Here is a 23,412-nt window from a genome sequence, read left to right as displayed (position 1 = left end):
TGTACGAGGAAATGGAAGCAAACCAAAAGATTTTAAAGCAAAGGCGGGGATGAAGGCATGTGGAATAGTCTAACTTGGGTGATCGTCGGCGTGTTGTTGGTGGCGTTGGGTTGGATTGTTATGGCATGGCGTGGTCGCAGCAGCAAAAAACAAGTGAATGAACAGCGGGGCAGTAATGTCGTTGAATTTCGTCCACGTAAGCCTGTTCGACAATCCCGCATCGGAAACGTGTCCAAGTCTAAGGTATCTTCCGGTTCCCGCGAGAATACAGACGCAACAGGTGTTAAAGACCAATCTGGGTTTGGACTGTCTGACTCTATCCAGGGCACGGGCAAGCAGAAATGCTCCTTTTGTAAAAAAGAAGACAAATTAACCTTTTACGCAGATGACAATGGTTCTCTGTACGGGGTATGCAAGGATTGCAAGCACAAGGCGGAACGACAGGACATGTTGCCACTTTAGCCGATGCAGATGATACGGAAACGGCAGAGTATTTTGAAGAGCATAAAAATCCCCAACCGTGAGTTAAACGGCGGGGATTTTTTTGTTATATCTACATATTTACCGAATCTGTCTGTCGATCAGTTCCTCCAGCGCATCTGCGATATGATCTGGTCCATAAGACAGCTCTTGTCTGCTTAAGCTCAACCAGGCATGACGCTCGTCCATATCAAATGCAGTCTCCAGCCAGCCGGATAACCCTCTGCCTCTGCGATCCACTTCCACAAGCACATGCACGCCTTCAGGCTCCAACTGCATAATTAGCTCCAACTCCTCGATATCGCGTGCATATTCCGATCCGGGCGTAAATTCAAATTCCTGTACATACGGAACACCGCGTCCCAGCTTGGGATGACGTTCACAGGTGGAGGAACGGAATCGAAAGCCCAACAGGTGAACGGCCTCAAACACCGTACTCATATAAGGATGCGGCTCGATTTTGAGCGAATCACGGTCGGTCGGGTCCAAGGCCATACCGATGTCTAATGCTGTATCCAGCCATACGGGCTGTTTGGCATGAGTGACAGGTGTTTCCAATGGCAACCGAAAAGAAAAAGGGATTTCAAGCTCCTGTCCTTGCTTTAAATGAAAGCCGTCGGATACCTTGACCCGAGCGATGCAGCAGGTGGAAGTGGTTTTCTTGTCATCGTGCTCTTCGATATATTCTGTTTTGAGTTCGATGTCAATTTTGCCGATTTCCTGATCAATTTTACCGCCTTTGATGCGCATGATGCCACTAAGCTCCTCACCAGGGACATACACGGCCTGGTCCACCAATGTATCGACTTTTGCTGAACCGATTCCTGCGCTAGCCAAGATCTTGTTGAAAAAACTCATAAGTAAGCCCCCGATCATATCATGGTCATAGTGTTCAAACGAAAACTAAGAAAACTTGTACAGCTTAACCGGATATACGGGGTAATTGCTCGAATCGTTCCAAAAAAATACAAGAAAAAAATCTGCTGGTTGTCGTGCCTTTATCGCAGCCTGACGGCAAATTTTCCGTACTAATCGCAGTTCACTTTATGGGGTGGTATAAAGCAATTACGGCAACGTGGCTCATACGCCTCTGAGTCGCCAATCATTACAATGGGTCCTACAGTGGAAGGCTTTCCGTTCACCATACGCTGGGTATATACAGCTTCCGAACTTCCGCATACGGCACAAAAGGAAGCTAGCTTTTCGATGTCATCTGCCATGGCGAGTAAACCGCCGACATATCCGAATTCCTTACCCCGGTAGTCCAAATTGAGTCCATCTGCAATTACATGCTTGCCACAGTAAGCTAACTCCTCCACCAACGTCATGATATGACGACTGAAAAACTGTACTTCGTCAAAGGCGACCACATCGGCATCCTTCGTTTCTTCCAAAATCCGTTGTACGAGCTCATCTGTGAGTTTTTTCGGAATGGAGATGGCAGGCAGCCGATATCCGATGCGGCTTACAATTTCATCCTTGGCGTAGCGGTTATCTTCAGCCGGTTTGTAAGCGACCACCTTACGGTGCCCGTATTGAATTAATTTTTGACAGCGGCGAATCAGTTCGCCGGATTTTTCGCTAAACATGGGGCCTGTAATGATCGTAATTCGTCCTGTAGGCAACGCGAATTCCCCTTTCTGTAACATGCGCATAACGCTGTGAATCATCATTCCCGAAAGAAAAGGCCATTATAGATTACCATAATGTGCAGCAAACAGACTAGAGAAAATATATTGTTTTTCGACATGTTATTGTATATCTATTCTTTGAACGTAAATGTGGATGTCATTGCCCTGTTGCCGTGAGCATGATATGGTGAAGTATAGTGGAATAGAGGGAAGAGGGGACAGGCATGAACCAAAATGATACGGATTATAGTGCCAAAAAAGAAGCATTACTGGAGCAAGGGCTGGTAAGCCCACAGGCACAGGAGTTGATCACGGAGCTGGAGACAGAGCTGGATCTTCTGCGCAAGCAAAATGAATCGTTTCGTAAAGCACTACGGGCCAAATCAGCCCAAACGCCGAGGATGTCTACCAAGTTGCGGGACGCCTTGTATGAATAATATATGTCAGATGCCGCGAGCGGGTTGCTAGACGGCCCATAGTCTATGCATAAACACTATATTTTGTACAGAGAAATAAAGAGAGTACAATAAGCTATATATAATCAATGTTAATGGAGGAGAAGTATGACTATACATTGTGATGTTGCAATTTTGGGCGGGGGAACCGGGGGATATGTGGCAGCCATTCGTGCAGCCCAGCTCGGCAAGGAAGTCGTTATTATTGAAAAGGACAAGCTAGGTGGAACCTGTCTGCATCGTGGATGTATCCCGAGCAAGGCTTTGCTGCGTAGTGCGGAGGTATATGCGACGATTAAGGAAAGTGCACAATACGGCATTGAGACCTCGGGAGCGCAGCTTGTTTTCCCTAAGGTGCAGGAGCGCAAGGTAGCCGTTGTGGAGCAGCTACATCAGGGCGTGCAATTTTTGATGCGTAAAAATAAAATCACGGTGCTGAGCGGCAAAGGGCGCGTGATTGGGCCGTCTATTTTTTCACCAAAAAGCGGCGCAGTTGCCGTGGAGCTGGAAGATGGCGAGATGGAGACGATTGTTCCTACCCATCTTATTATTGCAACGGGATCACGCCCGCGTGCACTGCCCGGATTGGAGCCGGATGGCGAATTTATTTTGAGCAGTGACGAAGCGTTGACGATGGAGGAACTGCCTGCTTCCCTGATTATCGTAGGTGGTGGCGTTATTGGCGTGGAATGGGCTTCCATGCTGAACGATTTTGGCGTAGAGGTTACGGTGGTCGAGGCGGCGAATCGGCTTATTCCAACCGAGGACGAGGATGTTTCGCGTGAAATGCAGCGCCTGTTAACCAAGCGTGGAGTCAAGGTTCTGACGGGCTCGCAAGTGCTGGCTGAAACGTACGGTAAGGATGAGGAAGGCGTACAGATTGACGTGCAAAAGGGAGACGAAACCGAAACGCTCAGCGCCTCCAAGCTGCTTATTTCGGTGGGGCGTCAGGCGAATGTGGAAAATATTGGGCTGGAAAATACGGATATCCGAGTAGAGCGTGGCTTTATATCGGTTAACGAGCATTTGCAGACGAATGAGCCGCATATTTATGCGATCGGGGATTGCATCGGAGGCTTACAACTGGCGCATGCGGCGAGCCATGAAGGGCTGCTGGCTGTCCATCATCTGTCCGGCGAAGTGGTTCACAGCGTACCGAATCATCTGATTCCGCGTTGTATTTATACACGTCCTGAGGCAGCCAGTGTCGGCTGGACAGAGCAAGAAGCCCGTGAGCGTGGACATCAGGTGAAGACAGGGAAGTTCCCTTTTCAAGCTATCGGAAAATCGCTGGTGTACGGTAGCCGGGATGGCTTTGTCAAAGTGGTTGCCGACGAGAAGACGAATGATATTCTCGGTGTACATATGATCGGTACACATGTAACGGATCTCATCAGCGAGGCGGCTCTTGCGCAGCTGTTGGATGCTACGCCATGGGAAGTCGGACAACTGGCTCATCCGCATCCAACATTGTCGGAGATTTTGGGAGAAGCGATGCTGGCGGTTGATGGACAGGCGATAGGGATATAATTTTATCTTAATAAATCGGTGCTTTTCTTTTTGGGGAGAAAAGGATTATAATGGGGTTAGCCAGAGTTTAGTACCAGGTTTTAAGACAAGATGGTACTAGGTGCTGGTAGTAGGATGTTTGACACTTAAGGAGGTGCCTCAATGAGTTCAAAAGGCGCTGTAGACGCTGGCTTCAGACATGAACAGCTGGGACTGACTCACGGACAAGTTATTGACATGTACAGATATATGCTGCTCGCAAGAAGGTTTGACGAGCGCAACATGCTCCTGCAACGGGCAGGGAAAATTAATTTTCACGTTTCCGGCATTGGGCAGGAGGCGGCACAAGTAGGTGCGGCTTTTGCACTGGACCGGGAGAAGGACTATTTTCTTCCCTATTATCGGGATTACGGATTCGTACTTGCGGTCGGTATGACGCCACGCGAACTGATGCTGTCGCAATTTGCCAAGGCGGATGATCCCAACAGCGGTGGCCGACAGATGCCCGGTCATTTCGGCAGTAAACGGCTGCGAATTGTGACAGGCTCCAGTCCGGTGACGACGCAGGTTCCACACGCAGTGGGTGTAGCACTGGCTGCCAAGATGCAGAAGAAGGATTTTGTATCGTTCGTTACATTTGGTGAAGGCTCCAGCAACCAGGGGGATTTTCACGAAGGCTGTAACTTTGCAGGTGTGCAGAAGCTGCCAGTCATCATTATGTGTGAAAACAATCAATATGCGATATCAGTTCCGATTCATAAGCAAATGGCAGGCAAGGTGAGCGACCGTGCTTTGGGATACGGATTCCCTGGGGTTCGGGTCGATGGTAACGATGCGCTGGCAGTGTATGCAGTCGTCAAGGAAGCGCGTGAACGTGCTATTCGTGGCGAGGGGCCAACGCTTATTGAAGCGATGATGTACCGCCTGTCTCCTCACTCCACCTCGGATAATGATCTGGCTTACCGGACCAAAGAGGAAGTGGATGAGAACTGGGCCAAGGACGGCGTTGCCCGTATGAAAAATTATTTGCTGGAATGCGGCATTTGGGATGAGGCCAAGGACGCGGATTTGTCTGCTGAGCTGCTGCTCGAGGTCAAGGAAGCGATTGAATATGCGGATAATGCGCCTTTTCCGAAGCCCGAAGATACGCTACTGCATGTTTATGCTGACAGCGATGGGGAGGGCCGGTAATTATGGCGGTTATGGAATATATTGATGCGATTCGTCTTGCCATGAAGGAAGAAATGGAGAAGGATGAAACGGTTTTTGTGTTAGGTGAGGATGTTGGTGTTAAGGGTGGTGTCTTTACGACCACCAAGGGTCTTATGGATCAATTCGGTGAGCAGCGTGTCTTGGATACGCCATTGGCAGAGTCGGCTATTGCCGGAGTTGCGATTGGTGCGGCCATGTACGGAATGAAGCCAATTGCCGAAATGCAATACTCGGACTTCATGCTTCCGGCAACCAATCAGATTATTAGTGAAGCAGCTAAAATTCGCTATCGCTCTAACAACGATTGGAGCTGCCCTATTGTAATCCGTGCGCCTATCGGTGGGGGGATCTTTGGAGGCTTGTATCACTCACAGTGTCCGGAATCTATCTTTTTTGGCACACCGGGTCTGAAAATTGTAGCGCCTTTTACACCTTATGACGCCAAAGGATTGCTGAAGGCAGCCATTCGTGACCCTGATCCAGTGCTGTTTTTTGAAAACAAAAAATCCTACAAGCTCCTCAAGGGTGAAGTACCTGATGATGATTACATCGTTCCGATTGGTAAAGCCAATTTGCTGCGTGAAGGTGACGATATTACGGTCATCGGGTACAGCCAGCCGCTACATTTTGTTATGCAGGCTGCTGAGGAGTTGGAGAAGGAAGAGGGTATTACCGCACATGTTGTGGATTTGCGCACACTCCAGCCCTTAGACCGTCAGGCCATTATTGAAGCTGCAAAGCATACAGGCAAGGTACTCATCGTGCATGAAGACAACAAAACGGGCGGCATCGGTGCCGAGGTGTCCGCTATTATTAATGAGGAATGTCTGTTCGAGCTGGATGCGCCGATTGAGCGCCTGTGCGCTCCAGACGTGCCTGCAATGCCGATCAGCCCGCCGATGGAGAAGTTTTATATGTTGAACAAGGATAAGGTTAAGGAAGCGATGCGCCGTCTTGCAATGTATTAATATAGAGCGGATTGGACGAAAGCATTCCAAAAGTGTAGCGTGGGTTGCGGTAAAACGCGCCCTCCTATGATGTTAAGGAGTTGAAAAAATGTCAGACCAAACACAATGGACCGACGTGACCATGCCCCAATTGGCAGAATCGCTTGTATCGGCGACAATTGCAAAATGGCTGAAACAACCTGGTGAAACGGTGGAGCAATTCGAACCGATTTGCGAGGTCATTACAGATAAAGTGAACGCGGAAATTCCATCGACATTGGACGGAATTATGGGTGATCTGTTAGCTGAGGAAGGTCAGACGGTAGCCGTTGGAGAATTGATTTGCCGTATTCAGACGAAGTCGGCTGCACCTGTTGCATCAACTGGAGCGACTCCTATTGTGCCAGCACCTCAAGGCAACGCACAAGCACAAGTACAATCCCAGCAGGGTGCTGCCTCCGATCAATCCATGCGGGGACGGTTTTCCCCGGCGGTGCAAACGCTGGCTGCTCAGCACAGCATAGACCTGAATCAGGTGACAGGCACAGGCATGGGTGGACGAATTACTCGCAAAGATGTGCTGAATTATGTACAACAGGGTGGGTTCGCTCAGGCAGGGGTATCCGAACAGCCAACTGCAACGACACAAGGGCAAGGTTCTCCTTTTGCAGGGAGACAGCAGTCTGCTGTTCAGAATAGTACACCGGTTCAAAACATGGACCCTGCAATTCCGGTGCGCAACAGCGGCATTCATTTGACGGAAGCTCCGAAAGCTCCTCCGATCGAAGTTGAGGGTGGCAACAACAGATCCGAGTATTTTATTGATGTTACACCAATTCGCAGTGCGATTGCCCGCAATATGCGGCAAAGTGTCTCGGAAATTCCACATGCCTGGACGACGATTGAGGTGGATGTGACCAACCTGGTGATGCTCCGCAACAAGATCAAAAACGAGTTCAAGCAAAAAGAAGGTATCAACATTACGTACCTGGCTTTCCTCATGAAAGCGGTCGTGAATGCCATCAAGGAATATCCGATCATGAATTCGGTATGGGCTGTGGACAAAATTATCGTTAAAAGAGATATCAACATTTCGCTGGCTGTGGGTACAGAGGACGCAGTTCTTACACCTGTTATTAAAAAAGCGGATCAGAAAAATATTGCCGGACTGGCGCGTGAAATTGACGATTTGGCACGTAAAACACGGGAAGGCACGCTCAAGCTGGACGATATGCAGGGCGGGACGTTCACTGTGAACAACACTGGCTCCTTTGGCTCAATACTGTCATATCCGGTGATTAACTATCCGCAGGCTGCGATTCTGACCTTTGAATCCATCGTTAAAAGACCAGTGGTGATTGATGATATGATTGCGGTTCGCTCAATGGCTAACCTGTGTCTGTCGCTGGATCATCGGATTTTGGATGGTGTGATTTGCGGACGATTCCTGCAACGGATCAAAGAAAACCTGGAAGGCTACACCTTAGATACGAAGCTGTACTAATCATCCGAACAGTTGGGTAAATGGACGGAGAGGAAGTGACAGGCCGTGAACAGACGACCGCTGGATGTAACCTATACGAACAGGATGGAGTACGCCCATGCATGGGATATCCAGAAGGATATTGTAGGGAAGCTGGATGCGGGGGAGGCGAGGGAAACGCTTATGCTTCTCCAGCACCCGCCGACCTACACGATTGGCTCTCAGCGGCATCCTGAGCATCTGCTTCTCACGTCGGAGCAGTTGAAGGCTCAGGGAATCAGCGTCTTTCAGATTGACCGTGGGGGAGACATTACATATCATGGGCCGGGGCAACTGGTCGGATATCCCCTGCTTATGCTGGGCAACCAGAAGGCACTTGACCTGCACGGATACCTCAGGAGTCTGGAAGAGGTGATCATTCGGTTGCTGGCTTCCCATGGTATTGAAGGAAGTCGCAAGCCTGAATACACAGGGGTATGGGTCGGGAATCTTAAAATCGCGGCCATAGGAGTCAAATTCAACAAATGTAAGCACCGTCGGGGCTTTGTGACCAGTCATGGTTTTGCCTTCAATATCAAATCAGGGATACAGCATGAGGGCTTTCAGGGTATCGTTCCATGCGGAATCCAGGAATACGGAGTGACTTCATTGGAGGACTGCACACAGCAGGCTTTTACAGTAGAGCAGATTGCGAAAGAGATTGTACCTTACTTTGAGGAGCAATTTTCATTTGCGGCGGAATGGCAAAGTCATTCCCTCCAATAAAGCAAAGGCGGGCTATTCTGTGATGTACACGGAAGCCCGCCTGTTTTCTTGCGCCACAGCTTGTCCGCCTACAGTCTCCATGGAGCACTGGGATGGGAGAATATCTTGAGCGGCGCAATCCATTATAGTGGCATAATCAACGGCTCAATCACCATGAACAGCGTAGAGCCAATCATCGCGGCGAGCATGATGTAGATGAAAAAACGAACCCATTTTTTGTTCTGCATGTGTAACTCCTTTAGGATAGGTTTAAGTCAGATATAAGACTATCTATCCGTATTGTAGCGTAAACGGGAAAGAGAGGGAAGTTCAATGACAGCAAAAGTAGTGAAAGACCGAATCTTACAAGAATTTATGGAACTCGTACAGGTGGATAGCGAAACCAAGCACGAGCAGGAAATATCGCGTGTTCTGAAAGAAAAATTCAATGCACTCGGACTAGAGGTAACAGAAGATGATTCCCGCGAAAGAACCGGACATGGTTCGGGTAATCTGATCGTAACCTGGAAAGCGGAAGGGGCGGAGCAAGCACCTAAATTGTTTTTTACCTGCCACATGGATACCGTTACCCCAGGCCAAGGCATCAAGCCGCAGCTGGGTGAGGATGGCTGGATTCGCAGTGACGGTTCAACCATTTTGGGGGCAGACGATAAGGCAGGGATTGCCGCTTTGTTCGAGGCGATTCGTGTCGTGCGTGAGCAGAAAATTCCCCATGGACAAATTCAGTTTGTGATTACGGCAGGTGAGGAGTCCGGTCTGTTCGGCGCACGGGCAATGAAACCGGAATTGCTGGATGCGGACTTTGGGTATGCATTGGATTCCAATGGTGAAGTAGGCTCCATTTGTGTGGCTGCGCCAACGCAGGCTCGTATTGAAATGAAAATTACAGGAAAGTCCGCTCATGCGGGTGTCAACCCCGAAGATGGCATCAGTGCCATTCAAGTAGCCTCCAAGGCCATTTCCAAGATGAAGCTGGGACGGATTGATAAGGAAACGACTGCTAACATTGGCAGCTTCGAGGGCGGCGGAGCAACGAATGTTGTATGCGATTTTGTGCTGATCCGGGCAGAGGCACGCAGTATTGTGCAGGAGAAGGTAAATCATCAAATCCAGCATATGCGTGAAGCACTGGAAACTACTGCGCGTGAATTTGGTGCACAAGGAGAATTCCGCAGCGAAGTCATTTATCCGGCATTTAGCTTCACAGAGCATGATGAAATTGTGCAGGTTGCGCAGCGTGCTATACAAGGGCTGGGACTGGCAACGCCGATCTTCCATTCCGGTGGTGGCTCAGATGCCAATGTATTCAATGGACTGGGAATTCCAACGGTGAATTTGGCTGTTGGCTACCAGAACATTCATACAACACAGGAAAAAATCAAGGCAGATGATCTGGTGAAGGTTGCCGAAGTGGTCGTAGCACTTATCCAAGAGGCGACGAAGTAAGACTGACGCGATACACATAAGGTTCAGGCTAAAGACAGAGGGAGCGTTCCCTTGTCTTTAGACCTGAACCTTTTTTGGAACCATGAGCGAGGCGATCGTGGCAGCGGAGCCGTGTTCTTTTTGCCATTGCCGCAGGAGGGCTTGAATCTGCCAGGCTTTGCCGACAATATGGAGAGTGGTTTCGGTACGGTAGCTTTTCATTGGCGAATCTCCTTTGAACAGGGAAATTTGTTATAATACCACCATATGCCCGAAGTGGACAAGTTAGACTAAGCTGGCGATGGCTGATGAAGAGATAGATGACGAAGGAGGCAACATGCTGATGAACAACCAAAAGAACGATCCAGTGAATAAACGGGTGAGCAACCCAGTTCACAAGCCGTATTCCAATCCTGCGCTGGAGGAAAAAACGGTATCCACGCAGCCTATTTTTGAAGGAAAAGTGATTTCATTGCAGGTGGATACGGTAGAGCTTCCCGACGGCTCCACGGGTAAGCGTGAAATCGTGAAGCATCCGGGGGCGGTGGCAGTGCTGGCGTTGAATGAGGGTAAAATGCTGGTCGTGGATCAGTACAGACAGGCGATGGGCCGATGTGAGGTGGAAATACCGGCTGGCAAGCTGGAGAAGGGCGAAGATCCAATGGAGGCGGCGGGACGCGAGCTGAGAGAAGAGACAGGCTATACTGCCAAGTCGCTGAAGTTGCTACATTCCTTTTATACTTCCCCCGGATTTGCGGATGAAATCATTCATCTATATGTGGCTGAAGAGTTGGAGCTGGGAGAAATGGAACCGGATGAGGATGAATTTCTGGAGTTGTTCGAGGTGACGCTGGAGGAAGCACAGTCGCTCATTCGTGAAGGTCGGATTAGTGACGCCAAAACGATTCTTGCCGTCTATGCGTGGCAGCTTTACCAACACACAGGGAGCTTCTAAGCGGTATGAATGGAAATACGGTGGAACTTACAGATTACTATGCTGATCTCCATATTCATATTGGCAGAACGGAAAAGGGAGATCCGGTCAAAATTAGCGGCAGTCGGAACCTGACTTTCGCTAACATTGCCAAGGAAGCATCTGGTCGCAAGGGGATCGGACTGATCGGGATCATTGACTGCCATGCCCCGAACGTGCAGGAGGATATCCACGCTTATTTACAAACAGGTGAAATGACGGAAATCAGCGGTGGTGGTATCGCGTACCGGGATACGGTTGTGCTGCTGGGAACGGAGCTGGAGATTCGGGCGGAAGGTCGTCCCGAGGCGCACATCCTGGCCTATTTTCCCAATTTGGCGGTGATGGAGGGTTTTACGCAATGGATGGCTCGGCACATGAAAAATGTCAATCTCAGCTCGCAGCGTATCTATGCTCCGCCACGCGAGCTGCAGCAGCAAATTTATGGCCGTGGAGGCCTAATGGTGCCAGCGCATATATTCACCCCTCATAAGGGCATATACGGCAGCTCTGCGGCCCGTATGGAGGAACTGCTGGATATGCAGCTCATTAGCGGGGTGGAACTGGGGTTAAGTGCAGATTCGTCTATGGCCGGATTGATCTCGGAGCTGGATCGTTTCAGCTTCCTGACCAATTCGGATGCCCATTCGCTCGGCAAAATTGGGCGGGAGTACAACAAATTATCCATGGCAAAGCCGAGCTTTGATGAATTCAGAATGGCATTGGAGCGACGGGAAGGACGACGGGTGTCTGCCAACTACGGATTAAATCCGAAGCTGGGCAAGTACCATCGTTCCTACTGTCAAAGCTGTGGTACGATTATGAACGAGCAGCAGATGGCGGATGAACGCTGTCTTGCTTGTGGCCATACCAAGCTGGTGCGAGGCGTGCTGGATCGGATATGGAGTATTGCTGACCGTGAGCAGCCCGTGATTCCATCGCATCGTCCACCGTACATTTACCAGATTCCGCTGGAGTTTATCCCCGGTCTGGGCAAAGCCAAGCTGAACCATCTGCTGAATGCGTTCGGAACAGAAATGAATATTTTACATGAGGTCACACAGGGACAATTGGCGGCGGTTGTCGGAGAAGTGTTGGCAGAGCAAATTATCCTTTCCCGGGAGGGACGACTTTCCCTCGTATCCGGTGGTGGTGGAACCTACGGCAAAATAGCCAAGTCCTAGTAAAGTCATGTCCCCATAAAGTCATGTCCTATTAAAGTCATATCGGGGTCTGCTTGTTCATAACCATTAAATATCTATGCCGTTGGCTTGGCACATCGCTCGTGAATCTTCTTTTGCAGCGCAAGCTGCCCCGAACCCTAGCCATCAGCCGTCGGATTACGGTTGTTTTTTGGACAAACAAGCAGTTGAAAGGGGCAGGACGCCGATGCAATGGTTTCGTCATACGTTAAAGGACCAGACGCCGTATTATGTATTTTTGGCTGTGCTGTTTCTGGTGGGAGTCGTCTTTGGTGCACTGATGGTGAACGCGCTCTCGCTGGAGCAGCTTCAGGATTTGTCGCGTTATCTGAAGGATTTTTTTATGACGGTTAATCAAAATGAGCAGGGCTTTGCTGGTTCGCAAGCGACCTCAACCTTTTGGGATAATGTGTCTCTACATCTAAAATGGGTCGGTTTAATCTGGGTATGTGGTCTTTCGGTTATCGGTCTTCCCGGCATTCTCGTACTGAATTTCCTCAAGGGTGTGTTGATCGGTTTTTCGGTAGGGTATATGGTAGGACAATATTCGTGGAAGGGGCTGTTATTTTCCCTCGTTTCCGTGGCTCCCCACAATTTAATCATCATTCCGGTACTGCTCGTGTGCAGTGTGGCTGCGATGACCTTTTCCATTCATATGATCAAAACTAAAATACTCGCTACACGGCCATCTGACGGCATGCTGCGTCCGTTGCTGTCCTACGCAGGGCTGACCGCTGCAATGATGCTGCTCCTCGTTGGAAGCGCGTCCTTTGAAACTTGGATCACCCCGGTTATGATGCAGTGGGTTACTCCCATGCTGACTGCTTCCGTGTCTCCTTGACTCCGCTTCAAAATGTTTGACTTTATTTGTATAGACCCCCTATAATAATAGGAGTGAAAAAAAGTGCAGTGGGCAGTAGCTTTTGTAGGGGGAGGGAGACACATGGAAGCACGGATCGAAAAAATTAAGCAGCAGCTGCAATCCCAGGGCTACAAACTAACGCCTCAGCGGGAAGCCACCGTCAGAGTTTTACTTGAGAACGAAGATGATCATCTGAGTGCGGAAGATGTATTTATGCTCGTTAAAGAGAAAGCTCCCGAAATTGGTCTGGCAACCGTATACCGTACCCTAGAACTGCTAAGTGAACTGCACGTCGTGGAGAAAATCAATTTTGGTGATGGCGTTGCGCGTTATGACCTACGCGGCGATACGACCAAGCATCACCACCACCATTTGATATGTGTGCAGTGCGGCAGTGTGGATGAAATATTGGAGGATTGGCTTGGACCGCTCGAAGAGCGTCTGGAACGGGAATATAACTTTACTGTAGTGGACCACCGTTTGGACTTTCACGGTATTTGTTATCGTTGCAAGGCGAAGAACGATACCACCGCCCAGAAATTTTTGGGTAAAACCAAGAAAAACAAATCTCAGGATTAATAAGCTGACAACCCAAGCTCTCACCGGCGAAGACGCGTTCGGGGGAGCTTTTTTAGTTGGGGGACTTTTTTGGTTCGGGATCTGTTATACGACATTAAGCAGTTATAAAAATGAACAGCTTGTCATACCCTTTCATAGAGAGCCTTAATAGGGCCTATAATCTAGAAAAAAGGCGGCTGATTCACATGGTACTATCGTTGCGGAGAGGACTGAAATGGTTGCGTCTGGTCATACTGTTCGGGGCTTTCGCATGTATGTTCTACTATAGCCTTGGGATGTTCAGGGATTGGATTACACCTGTGGATCATTACCGGATACCGGAAGGACATGCAGTCAAAGTATTCGGCGGGCAGGAATTATCCGACGTACCCGAGCATAAGGCGGCAGTGTCGGAGCGTCTACGGTTCTTTTACTGGTATGGTGAATAATCCATGCAGACGCTGAGACTGATCCGACTGAACCGTTGTATGCAGGACAAGGAGACTTCTGGAACTCATGAAAATGTATATTCAACCTTTTGTTCGATATATGGAAGAGGAAAAGGGATTGTCGCCCAGCACATTGGAAGCGTATCATCGGGACGTACAGCAGTTTGTCAAGTTCGCTGAAAGCTGCGGCATCGAGCTGCCGAACCATGTTCAACGCTCCCATCTGGTGCTGTATTTGGGACGCTTGAAGGAACAGGGAAGAGCTGCGGCGACGATTTCGCGCAGCGTAGCCTCTATCCGCTCCTTTTTCCATTTCCTCATTCGGGAGGGGATGACGGGTCATGACCCGTCTGTCTTGCTGGAGCTGCCGAAGGCCAACAAAAAAAAGCCTTCGGTGCTCACGCAGGATGAGATAGAGCGTCTGCTGGCAGCGCCGAATGTTTCCACCCTGCAAGGGGGACGGGACAAGGCGATGCTGGAGCTGCTGTATGCGACAGGCATCCGTGTATCCGAGCTGATCGCCCTGAACGTGCGTGATGTACGCACCGATCTGCGTTTCGTTCACTGTGGCGGTGAGGCGGGCAAGGAGCGTGTCGTGCCAATCAGCCGTGAGGCAGCGCAGTGGGCACAAGCGTACATGGACGAGCAGCGTGGGTTGCTGCTGCGATCCGGGCAGGGTGAGGAAACTCAGGCAGAACAGGAAGCCTTGTTCCTCAATGTATCTGGCCAGCGTCTCAGCAGACAGGGCTTCTGGAAAATGATCAAGAAGTATGGTCAGGAAGCAGGCATAAGCGGGGATATTACACCGCATACCCTACGGCATTCTTTTGCGGTACATATGCTGGAGGGCGGAGCGGATTTGCGCTCCGTACAGGAGATGCTGGGCCATGCCGATCTGTCTACGACGCAGGTTTATGCACGGACAGCCAAGCGAAGTATGAAGGAAGTGTACGAAAAGCACCACCCGCACGGCGGCAATCGTCCGTCCAGCGAAAGCAAGGATCGCATGTGACGACGATTTACCATAATCATCATTATAGTAACCACCAACAGCAACTATAACTAACGATTGTACAAGTCAGGAGAGATATTGATGTCAACAGCCAACCAAGCTACGATTCAGGAAGCAGCAGATTATATCCGTGCCAAGAGCGGAATCCGTCCGGAAATCGGTCTTATTTTAGGCTCGGGTCTCGGCATTCTGGCCGATTTGATTCAAGATGGAATTAGTATTCCTTATCAGGATATTCCCCATTTCCCCGTATCGACGGTAGAAGGTCATGAAGGAGAATTGCTGCTAGGTACCATTGAAGGCCGCGCTGTAGTTATGATGAAGGGCCGCTTCCATATGTATGAGGGCTATGGCCCGCAGCTTACAGCTTTCCCGGTTCGAGTCATGAAGCAATTGGGTATTCAAAGTCTGCTGGTGACAAATGCGGCAGGGGGTGTCAATACGTCTTACGAGGCAGGTGATCTGATGGTTATCTCGGATCATCTCAATTTGACCGGACAAAATCCGCTGATCGGACCGAACGATGCTGCTCTGGGCGTTCGCTTCCCTGACATGTCGGAGGCATACAGCCGTCGTTTGCGCGAGATTGCCAAGCAAACCGCTACTCAGCAGGGCTTCAGCTTGCAGGAAGGCGTATATGCCGGATTGCTGGGTCCAAACTATGAAACGCCTGCTGAAATCGTTATGCTGCGCACACTGGGTGCAGACGCGGTGGGTATGTCCACGGTGTCCGAAGTAATCGTAGCCCGACATGCAGGCATTGAGGTGCTGGGCTTCTCTTGTATCACGAACATGGCGGCAGGCATTTTGGATCAGCCCCTGTCTCACGGTGAAGTAATGGATACAGCAGAGAAGGTGCGTGAGAAATTTTTAAATCTCGTTTTGGCGATTATTCCACAAATGTAGATTGTTATATCCCAAGAACCCCGTTTCCGAACGCCATCTAAGGCCGTAGGAAAACGGGGTTCTTTTTTGCGTACTAATCATTTGGTAGGACCTAATGTTGCAGGGGTGTGCTGCATACTGTTGTGTTCGCCTTTTCTGCAATTAACAGTCTATGGCGTTCCTGTACCTTAATCACAATAACGATGAATATAATCCAGTAGATGGCCAGGGAATTTAGGAAGCGGCTGTCCGTAATGTTGTTTAACACGATGAATAAGAAGAATACGGCTGCTGTCAGCCATGTATACATGTTGGTTTTACCAATTCTGAATTTAAATAAAGTGGTTATGACGAGTGTAATGGTTGCTAACAGCCCTGTGAGGCCGATATCGATCCACAGATCCCGAAATCCGCTGTGGCTGCTTGTCAGATCAAATCGGATTCCATTGGCATAGATGCTGGGTCGGTTTGCCCAGAAGGAACCATAGCCATAACCAAACCAGTAGTGACTGCCAATGGCACCTGCAATCCCCTGCCAGATTTCTGTTCTTCCAGTTAAGGTTGTTGTTTTGCCGAATTCCGATGCAATCGCATCCCCGTAACTAAAGAGGAGCACGAGGCCCAAAAGCACAAGCAGGCAGGAACTGCTAATGAAGAAACCACGCAGGGCAACGCTTCGGATTCTTTTGAATAGCAATATAAACAGGATGAACGTGGACAGGGAAGAAGTAAGCAGCAACGAGGTGGTGGATTGGCATTTGATGAGCAGTAAGGCATTCAGCAAAACAAAGCCAACATGTAAAGCTTTTCGTGTTCCCCTGAAATAATAAATGACATGTGAAACAAAACAAAGCAGAGAGAGCGTTCCCAGTGTGTTTTTATGACCGGAAATGCCTTTCCACAGCCCTGTATGTTCGACGCCTCCATGAATGGCAAAGGAGGGAACGAGCAATACCGCCAGTAAATTGAGTATGCTCATAACACTTAACGTAATGACCAACAGGCGGATGCAGCCTTGCGTCGTATAATGGGTAACTAGATAAAGTCCGAAGGTGGAAAAAGCAACGAATTTAAGCACCATCAGCATGGATGAGGTCTGTTCCTGTGCAGCCCATAAACAGGAGGCAGCTATGTACATCATGAGCAAGGTCAGCAACGGATTATCAGCTAAGGTTGCGATCAGTGGCTTTAGCGAGGGCAACAGCATCAGATAGCTAAACAACAGGATAAGCAGGGAAATTGCGATCACTCTGGGAGACAAGCCCTGACAGGCATAAGGAATCGAAAAAGCAAGTAAACCGACTACTGTAAGGACAGTCTTCACACATCCACCACCTAGATACGATATGTATCTATTTTATACAAAATGTATCTTGTTGTACAATGATAAAATTTTTAATTTTCATTTTTCTCAGGTGTAGAGCAAGCCGTCCCGTTCATATACTCAGTCCATGTTAAGGAAATGCAAAATCCTTCAGTCTGTCTGAAAGATATATATTTTCTATGTTTTTATAAATGGGGGTGTTCGGGTGACGGATCGTTTCACAGATCGTTTGAAGTTGAATTTGAGTGGTACGGGCACAGAGCTAACGCCGCAGCAATTAAACGAAAATTTTAAAAGCATTGAAAAGGAATTTATCCAACGCAGTGTAAATGTCAGTTGGTTTGGAGCGGCAGGCGACGGTGTTCAGGACGATACGGCGGCTTTGCAGGAACTGATCAATAAGACTCCCGACTATTCCATACTTCACATCCCCAGTGGACGATACAAAATAACCTCCACCCTTCAGATTCGCAAACAGGGCGTACGCATTTTTGGCATTCATAAGGGAAGATACCGACAGGGTAAGGGGGTTACGTCGATTGAATACTATGGTACGGGTCCTTGTTTTCAAATTGGAGACGAGAGTCTTCCATCGTTTAGCGGCTTTCAAAATGTGCAGTTTCATGACCTGGCCATCCGCTACGAAGGAACGAATCGAGCAGCATTAAATAATCCCTTTTCGCAGGAAGTGAAGCGCGGATATTATGGAAAAGGTACTTTAGGCATCCAAGATTGGAAGGGCGGCGGAGTTACGCTGGATAATGTGTTGATTGAGCATTTTGAAACGGCCTTTTGGGGCTGCGAAAGTGATGTGAATTTATTTAATTGTACGGAAATTAATTATAATAAAACGGGTATTCACTTGCAGAACAGAAGTTCACAGTTTACCAGCCTTGCTTTATTTACACTGGGGAATGATACGGCGCTCGATCTGAATAGTTCCAACGGTGCGAGATTTTTGGCGAGCCAGCACATTAAGGACGGAAGCTCAAGTGATATCCCCATTCGAATTGATGACTTTATGAATGCTGAATTTATAGGCTGCTGGTTTGAGGGGCTGAGCTTAGAACATAGAGTGACGGTTCCATCTTTTATTCAAATTGGGGCCACGAAGGAGACGAAGAATGTCGCTCTTCGCGACTCCATTTTAGCCATCGCGGACAAATTCAAGGACGATAACGGCGACACTTACGGGTCAGTATGTGACTATTTTGTAGATGTGGTCATTGGCAAAAAAATTTTAGTGGATGAGGTGGGTGGATATCCACGCAATTTGAGGAATCTGGTTTCCTTCTCCGGCAGTTCATCCACGCAGCAGGCAACACTTCGCTCGCATTTGGATTTCAATTACGCGGATAACCGTTATTATAAAAACAACGGGACAGGGCAAGCCTTGCTGCTAGTCGAGAAATATTCGAACAACGGAATCGAGCATTTGGATAAAACTTTTGTCAAAGCCTATCTGGGAGCAGGACAAAGTATCCTCGCAGGCAGTTGGCAGAAGGTAAACTTCAACCAGATCAGCTATGATGAACTGACCGAGTTTGAGGCGACGGGCAGCCGTTGGCGGGCCAAACAAGCTGGTAAGTACAGAATACAAGCCTATATTTCAACCGATCCTCAAGTGGATGGCAATCGTACACGGTTGGCGCTCCATGTAAATGATCAACAGGTTGCCGGCAGCTCGGCGTATGCTTATCTCGATGATCGGGTGATTGGCGGACTGAACTACAGTGCTTTGAGTGGAACGATTGAACTGAAGCTGGAGGCGGATTCTTTTATTGATATACGGGTGTTCAGCCAAAATAAAACGGATATTTTACCGGGTGGAGGACTTACGTACCTCACGATCAGCCGAATGTAAGTCGCTGTCACGCAGATGATAGACGTTCTTTCATTCTAAATTTGAAAAATCCGCACCATGCTGACCTAGCTTGGTGCTATTTGATGTTTTCAGGCGTATGGAATATTTTTCATCCAATCTGACGACAATGGTTAGCAGCACGTGAATAGGCCGGAGGAGTAAGCTTACGGGCTCCGGTGCTTTACGCCAATATGTTGAGGAGGGAACCGATTGTGAAGAAAAAAGTGGTAGCATTCATCCTGGCTTGTCTGGTAGCCTTGACTGCTGTCCCCGTCGGTAGTTGGGCCGAGGAAAGCAAACCTGAAAGCAAGCCCAGGGAGGGTTCTGCGGCCGAGCTCGCTCCTGAGGCTCTCTCGGCAATTCTGATGGATGCGGATACGGGTACAGTCATCTATGAAAAAAATAGCCGTGAAAAGCTTCCTCCGGCGAGCATTACCAAAATTATGACTATGCTGCTAACGATGGAGGCTGTTCATGACGGTAAACTCAAGCTGACCGATAAAGTACGGGCCAGCGAATATGCGGCTTCGATGGGCGGATCGCAAATTTTTCTGGAGCCGGGAGAAGAAATGACGGTCGATGAGATGCTTAAGGGAGTGGCGATGGCTTCCGGCAACGATGCTTCCGTGGCGATGGCTGAGAAAATTGCGGGCTCTGAGCAGGCTTTTGTCGAATTGATGAATGCGAAGGCGCAGCAGCTTGGTTTAAAGGATACCCATTTTGCCAATTGCAATGGTTTGCCGGTAAAAAATCACTATTCTTCTGCGCATGATATTGCGGTCATGAGCCGTGAACTGTTGAAATATCCTCAAATTACAAAATATACAGGTGCGTATCAGGACTATTTACGCAAATCCTCGGCCAAGCCGTTTTGGTTGGTGAATACGAATAAGCTGGTTCGTTTCTATACAGGAGCGGACGGGCTGAAAACAGGCTATACAGGGGAAGCGAAATTTTGCCTTTCCGCTACAGCCAAACGTGATGGTATGCGTGTAGTCGCTGTTGTACTTGGCGAACCGAATACTAAAACACGTAACAATGAAGTATCTTCCATGTTCGATTATGCTTTTTCCCAATACACAATGAAATCAGTGTACAAGCCGGGTGACCTGCTGGGAAGCGTAAAAGTCGAGAAGGGTGTACTGCCGGAGCTGAAAATTCAGGCAGATCGTTCCTACAGTGTACTGGTGAAAAAAGGAGGAACGAAGGAAACGCTGCGTCATGAACTGCAACTCGCTCCAAGTCTGAAAGCTCCTGTCCGTGCAGGTGATCCGGTCGGCAAGCTGGTTGTCTATCAGGATGGTAAACGGCTCAAGGAGTTTAACATAACCGCACCCGTAGCGGTGGAGAAGGCTGGATGGTGGAAATTGTTTAAACGTACCATGTCGAACCTGTTTTCTTTGTAGATTTTAAGGGGTTTTCTTCTAGTTTTGTCGGAGGGCAGGAATCGTCTGCGGCTGCGTAGAAATCCTTGTCCAAGACCGGGAGGAGAGTGAGTAAGCATGAACCTGCAAATTGAAATGGAGCATCACCGGGGGGTGCTGATTGTAAGGCTGTCCGGTGAGCTTGATCACCATACGTCGGACATGGTCCGTATGCAAATGGATGAGGCGATTCAGCGCCGCCAATGCGAGCATATTGTGCTCAGCCTGAAAAATCTCCAGTTTATGGACAGCTCCGGCCTTGGCGTTATCTTGGGACGTTACAAGCTGATTAAACAGAAGGGCGGGAAGATGGCTGTCTGTGATGTCAATCCGCCGGTACACCGACTGCTGGATATGTCAGGCCTGTTTAAAATCATGCCTGTATATGAAGATGAGGGAAATGCGCTCACGGAACTGGAGGTGGTGTCATGAGAGAAAGTACGGGAAACAATTTCATGAGCTTGCAGTTTGCCGCCAAATCCGAGAATGAAGCGTTTGCCCGCGTCGCTGTCGCTGCCTTTATTTCCCGGCTTGATCCTACGATGGACGAGCTAAGTGATCTGAAAACCGTGGTGTCCGAGGCGGTGACGAACAGTATTATTCACGGCTATGACAGCGATCCGTCCGGAGTCGTGACGATCAAGGTCGGGATTGAAACGGACATGGTTACATTGGTGATTGAAGATGCAGGAAGAGGGATTGAGGATTTGGAGCTGGCGAAGCAGCCACTGTATACGTCGAAGCCTGAATTGGAACGGTCCGGTATGGGTTTTACCATAATGGAAAACTTCATGGATGAGTTTGAAGCAGTCAGTGAGCCGGGCGGAGGCACGTCGGTCCGGATGAAGAAAAGGATTGAATCCAAGAAAGCTTTGTATAATTAGGGGTTGATCCTATGGAAGCGGGAGGAAAAAAAACTTCGAACAGCTATTTGGAGGATGCGGAAGTCAAACGGCTCATTGCACGGAGTCAATCCGGTGATAATGATGCCCGTGAGACACTGGTCAATAGTAATATCCGGCTCGTATGGTCTGTCGTGCAGCGCTTTATGAACCGGGGATATGAACCTGACGATCTTTTTCAGATCGGCTGCATCGGTTTGTTAAAATCGGTGGACAAATTCGATCTAAGCTATGAAGTCAAATTTTCAACATATGCGGTCCCGATGATTATTGGGGAAATTCAACGTTTTCTGCGCGATGACGGCACGCTCAAGGTTAGCCGCTCCTTAAAGGAGACGGCCAATAAGGTCCGCAAAATGAAGGACGAGCTATCCAAACGGCTGAACCGTTTACCTACGATCAAGGAAGTCGCAGATGAACTGGGAGTTACACCAGAGGATGTTGTTTTTGCCCAGGAGGCTAACAAGCCGCCAACCTCGATTCACGAAACCGTGTTCGAAAATGACGGTGATCCGATTACGCTGATGGATCAGATTGCTGATGAATCGCAGGAGCGATGGTTCGACAAGCTGGCGCTGAATGAGGCTATCGGTGGGCTGACTGAGCGGGAACGGCTCATTGTATATTTGCGTTATTATCGCGATCAGACCCAATCAGAGGTCGCAAGCCGTCTTGGTATTTCCCAGGTGCAGGTATCGCGGCTGGAAAAAAAGATTTTACAGTCGATTCGTGATCAGATTGCTCAATAATATCGGTGAGAATTTTTGCTGAATTCTCATGAAACGTAATTCCAAAGGGTACTCCCAAGCCATGTTAGTGGGTCGGGGATACCCTTTTTGCGTTGAGAAAAAGAAAGGGCACAGAATATGTTTCATGGCTTCGCCTCATACTAAACGGTAATTACGAGGATAAGGAGGGGATCGGATGACTCATAATCCGGCTCCTACAGTGGCTCCCATAGTCTATTTACGTCTCCGCAGTCGTGTACGCATGTCACAGGGGCATGACTTGCGTTTGGGAGATGTAGCCCATCTGCTGGCAGATCCCGAATGTGAAAACGATCTGCTGGAGCTTGTTCTTAAGCGGCCGCAGCAGCAGGACGGTAATCTGATACTGGTGGACATGTTGCAAATCATTTCGAAAATTAGAGAACGCATTCCGGGTGTCGTCGTGGAATCTCTCGGCAAGCCGCATGTGCTTGTGGAAATCGTGGAGAAACCGCGTAAGCCATCCAGAATATTGTTTGTTCTGGTATGGTTGCTTCTGTTCTTTGGATCTGCGCTTACGATTATGAATTTCCACGCTGACGTCAGCATGATGGAGGTGCAGGTGCGGATTGTTGAAATGATTACCGGACACAAGGATGAGCATCCATATCTCTTCCAGATTGCGTATTCGATCGGCATCGGCTTCGGTATGATCGTGTTCTTTAATCATTTGTTTAAAAAAAAATGGAACGAGGAGCCAACGCCGCTGGAAGTGGAAATGTATCTGTATCAGGAAAATGTGGATCAGTACGTAGTGGCGGAGGAATATGAAAAGATGGCCCGCATGCCTACGAAGGATAAGCGTCGATGATGATGTATGTACAGGGTGCACTTCAGATCATTTTAGGTATCGCCGGAGGCGTTGCGGTGGGTGGTGGCGTGATCGCGCTTTTTATTGTGCTGGATATGATTCCTCGGCTTGCACAGCTTACCCGTACCTATAACCAATCACGAGCGTACGAAAAGTCTATGATTTTGGGTTCAGTGGTGGGAACGGTGGCCGATTTTTGGAATATATGCTTGCCGTTGCCGGGCGTACTTACATGGATACCCGGGTTGTTTTGCGGAGTGTTTATCGGTTTACTTGCCGCAGCATTGACGGAGGTACTGAATCTCTTGCCTATACTCGCCAAACGTCTCCATATGACCGTGTATATGTTTGGTCTGCTGATGGCGATGGTGCTGGGTAAGGTGACGGGTTCGTTTTTTGACTGGTTCGTATACAACCGTTAACAAGGAAAGTGAAGGGGGCAAGAGATATGGAGCATACACCGGATCAAGAA

Annotated in this window: 27 protein-coding genes; 22 read left to right on the top strand and 5 right to left on the bottom strand. The window is 48.9% G+C overall.

Going from position 1 to position 23,412, the window contains the following annotated elements:
* Positions 1-57: 57 nt before the first annotated feature.
* Positions 58-462 carry a hypothetical protein gene (locus tag C1I60_RS21430; protein ID WP_137063530.1) on the top strand — a complete coding sequence of 135 codons (405 nt, stop codon included), beginning with the start codon at positions 58-60 and terminating at the stop codon, positions 460-462.
* Positions 463-561: 99 nt separating this feature from the next.
* Here the strand turns inward: C1I60_RS21430 and C1I60_RS21425 are convergent, their stop codons facing one another.
* Complete coding sequence (locus tag C1I60_RS21425; protein ID WP_137063529.1) at positions 562-1,338, bottom strand: sporulation protein; 777 nt, start codon at positions 1,336-1,338, stop codon at positions 562-564.
* Between the two features lie 170 nt (positions 1,339-1,508).
* Positions 1,509-2,105: a thymidine kinase gene (locus C1I60_RS21420; RefSeq protein WP_137063879.1), complete on the bottom strand. Its 597-nt coding sequence runs from the start codon at positions 2,103-2,105 to the stop codon at positions 1,509-1,511.
* A gap of 230 nt (positions 2,106-2,335) precedes the next feature.
* Here C1I60_RS21420 and C1I60_RS21415 point away from each other — a divergent pair, with 230 nt between their 5' ends.
* The 6 genes from C1I60_RS21415 (at position 2,336) to lipB (ending at position 8,482) form a co-directional block, all read left to right on the top strand.
* Positions 2,336-2,548 (top strand): hypothetical protein, encoded by a 213-nt coding sequence (locus tag C1I60_RS21415; protein ID WP_137063528.1) that lies wholly within the window; start codon positions 2,336-2,338, stop codon positions 2,546-2,548.
* Positions 2,549-2,674: 126 nt separating this feature from the next.
* Positions 2,675-4,096, top strand: coding sequence for a dihydrolipoyl dehydrogenase (lpdA, locus tag C1I60_RS21410; protein WP_137063527.1), 1,422 nt, complete (start codon positions 2,675-2,677; stop codon positions 4,094-4,096).
* A 141-nt stretch (positions 4,097-4,237) separates the two neighbouring features.
* A complete protein-coding gene (locus C1I60_RS21405) occupies positions 4,238-5,266 on the top strand; it encodes a thiamine pyrophosphate-dependent dehydrogenase E1 component subunit alpha (RefSeq protein WP_137063526.1) in 1,029 nt (342 codons plus the stop codon).
* A gap of 2 nt (positions 5,267-5,268) precedes the next feature.
* Positions 5,269-6,255: an alpha-ketoacid dehydrogenase subunit beta gene (locus C1I60_RS21400; RefSeq protein ID WP_137063525.1), complete on the top strand. Its 987-nt coding sequence runs from the start codon at positions 5,269-5,271 to the stop codon at positions 6,253-6,255.
* A gap of 88 nt (positions 6,256-6,343) precedes the next feature.
* On the top strand, positions 6,344-7,738 hold the full coding sequence (locus C1I60_RS21395) for a dihydrolipoamide acetyltransferase family protein (RefSeq protein WP_137063524.1): 1,395 nt from the start codon (positions 6,344-6,346) through the stop codon (positions 7,736-7,738).
* Between the two features lie 45 nt (positions 7,739-7,783).
* Complete coding sequence (gene lipB / locus C1I60_RS21390; protein ID WP_137063523.1) at positions 7,784-8,482, top strand: lipoyl(octanoyl) transferase LipB; 699 nt, start codon at positions 7,784-7,786, stop codon at positions 8,480-8,482.
* 122 nt (positions 8,483-8,604) lie between these two features.
* Here lipB and prli42 read toward each other — a convergent pair whose 3' ends face one another.
* On the bottom strand, positions 8,605-8,709 hold the full coding sequence (gene prli42, locus C1I60_RS21385; protein WP_137063522.1) for a stressosome-associated protein Prli42: 105 nt from the start codon (positions 8,707-8,709) through the stop codon (positions 8,605-8,607).
* 85 nt (positions 8,710-8,794) lie between these two features.
* Between prli42 and C1I60_RS21380 the strand changes: the two genes are divergently transcribed.
* Positions 8,795-9,928, top strand: coding sequence for a tripeptidase T (locus C1I60_RS21380; protein WP_137063521.1), 1,134 nt, complete (start codon positions 8,795-8,797; stop codon positions 9,926-9,928).
* A gap of 57 nt (positions 9,929-9,985) precedes the next feature.
* Here the strand turns inward: C1I60_RS21380 and mciZ are convergent, their stop codons facing one another.
* Positions 9,986-10,129 (bottom strand): Z-ring formation inhibitor MciZ, encoded by a 144-nt coding sequence (mciZ, locus tag C1I60_RS21375; RefSeq protein ID WP_014282169.1) that lies wholly within the window; start codon positions 10,127-10,129, stop codon positions 9,986-9,988.
* Between the two features lie 121 nt (positions 10,130-10,250).
* Between mciZ and C1I60_RS21370 the strand changes: the two genes are divergently transcribed.
* The 7 genes from C1I60_RS21370 (at position 10,251) to C1I60_RS21340 (ending at position 15,869) form a co-directional block, all read left to right on the top strand.
* Positions 10,251-10,862, top strand: a complete 612-nt coding sequence (locus C1I60_RS21370) for an NUDIX domain-containing protein (protein WP_137063520.1) — start codon at positions 10,251-10,253, stop codon at positions 10,860-10,862.
* Positions 10,863-10,867: 5 nt separating this feature from the next.
* Positions 10,868-12,064 carry an endonuclease Q family protein gene (locus C1I60_RS21365; protein ID WP_137063519.1) on the top strand — a complete coding sequence of 399 codons (1,197 nt, stop codon included), beginning with the start codon at positions 10,868-10,870 and terminating at the stop codon, positions 12,062-12,064.
* A gap of 205 nt (positions 12,065-12,269) precedes the next feature.
* Entirely contained in the window at positions 12,270-12,923 is a 654-nt protein-coding gene (spoIIM, locus tag C1I60_RS21360) for a stage II sporulation protein M (protein WP_137063518.1), read from the top strand.
* Between the two features lie 102 nt (positions 12,924-13,025).
* Positions 13,026-13,523 carry a ferric iron uptake transcriptional regulator gene (fur, locus tag C1I60_RS21355; protein ID WP_137063517.1) on the top strand — a complete coding sequence of 166 codons (498 nt, stop codon included), beginning with the start codon at positions 13,026-13,028 and terminating at the stop codon, positions 13,521-13,523.
* Between the two features lie 185 nt (positions 13,524-13,708).
* Positions 13,709-13,951: a YqzK family protein gene (locus C1I60_RS21350; RefSeq protein WP_137063516.1), complete on the top strand. Its 243-nt coding sequence runs from the start codon at positions 13,709-13,711 to the stop codon at positions 13,949-13,951.
* Between the two features lie 67 nt (positions 13,952-14,018).
* Positions 14,019-14,963 carry a site-specific tyrosine recombinase XerD gene (xerD, locus tag C1I60_RS21345; protein ID WP_137063515.1) on the top strand — a complete coding sequence of 315 codons (945 nt, stop codon included), beginning with the start codon at positions 14,019-14,021 and terminating at the stop codon, positions 14,961-14,963.
* A gap of 81 nt (positions 14,964-15,044) precedes the next feature.
* Positions 15,045-15,869 carry a purine-nucleoside phosphorylase gene (locus C1I60_RS21340; protein WP_137063514.1) on the top strand — a complete coding sequence of 275 codons (825 nt, stop codon included), beginning with the start codon at positions 15,045-15,047 and terminating at the stop codon, positions 15,867-15,869.
* A 91-nt stretch (positions 15,870-15,960) separates the two neighbouring features.
* Here the strand turns inward: C1I60_RS21340 and C1I60_RS21335 are convergent, their stop codons facing one another.
* Complete coding sequence (locus C1I60_RS21335) at positions 15,961-17,172, bottom strand: O-antigen ligase family protein (protein WP_137063513.1); 1,212 nt, start codon at positions 17,170-17,172, stop codon at positions 15,961-15,963.
* Between the two features lie 205 nt (positions 17,173-17,377).
* On the opposite strand from C1I60_RS21335, the gene C1I60_RS21330 reads away from it, so the two are divergent.
* The 7 genes from C1I60_RS21330 to C1I60_RS21300 all read left to right on the top strand — a co-directional run bounded on the left by C1I60_RS21330 (position 17,378) and on the right by C1I60_RS21300 (position 23,362).
* Positions 17,378-19,036, top strand: a complete 1,659-nt coding sequence (locus tag C1I60_RS21330; protein WP_137063512.1) for a glycosyl hydrolase family 28-related protein — start codon at positions 17,378-17,380, stop codon at positions 19,034-19,036.
* A gap of 212 nt (positions 19,037-19,248) precedes the next feature.
* Positions 19,249-20,442, top strand: a complete 1,194-nt coding sequence (locus tag C1I60_RS21325; RefSeq protein ID WP_137063511.1) for a D-alanyl-D-alanine carboxypeptidase family protein — start codon at positions 19,249-19,251, stop codon at positions 20,440-20,442.
* Positions 20,443-20,538: 96 nt separating this feature from the next.
* Complete coding sequence (gene spoIIAA / locus C1I60_RS21320; protein ID WP_137063510.1) at positions 20,539-20,892, top strand: anti-sigma F factor antagonist; 354 nt, start codon at positions 20,539-20,541, stop codon at positions 20,890-20,892.
* Positions 20,889-21,344: an anti-sigma F factor gene (spoIIAB, locus tag C1I60_RS21315; RefSeq protein ID WP_137063509.1), complete on the top strand. Its 456-nt coding sequence runs from the start codon at positions 20,889-20,891 to the stop codon at positions 21,342-21,344. Before spoIIAA ends, spoIIAB begins: the two co-directional genes overlap by 4 nt.
* An 11-nt stretch (positions 21,345-21,355) precedes the next feature.
* Positions 21,356-22,111 carry an RNA polymerase sporulation sigma factor SigF gene (sigF, locus tag C1I60_RS21310; protein WP_134913785.1) on the top strand — a complete coding sequence of 252 codons (756 nt, stop codon included), beginning with the start codon at positions 21,356-21,358 and terminating at the stop codon, positions 22,109-22,111.
* Positions 22,112-22,286: 175 nt separating this feature from the next.
* Positions 22,287-22,940 (top strand): stage V sporulation protein AA, encoded by a 654-nt coding sequence (locus C1I60_RS21305; RefSeq protein WP_137063508.1) that lies wholly within the window; start codon positions 22,287-22,289, stop codon positions 22,938-22,940.
* Positions 22,940-23,362, top strand: a complete 423-nt coding sequence (locus C1I60_RS21300; protein WP_137063878.1) for a stage V sporulation protein AB — start codon at positions 22,940-22,942, stop codon at positions 23,360-23,362. Before C1I60_RS21305 ends, C1I60_RS21300 begins: the two co-directional genes overlap by 1 nt.
* Positions 23,363-23,412 lie beyond the last annotated feature (50 nt).

The organism is Paenibacillus terrae (assembly GCF_005217525.1).
Taxonomy (GTDB): Bacteria; Bacillota; Bacilli; order Paenibacillales; family Paenibacillaceae; genus Paenibacillus; species Paenibacillus terrae_C.
The sequence above is the reverse complement of the archived record's forward strand: the minus strand, read 5'-3'. Positions and strand labels throughout refer to the sequence as shown.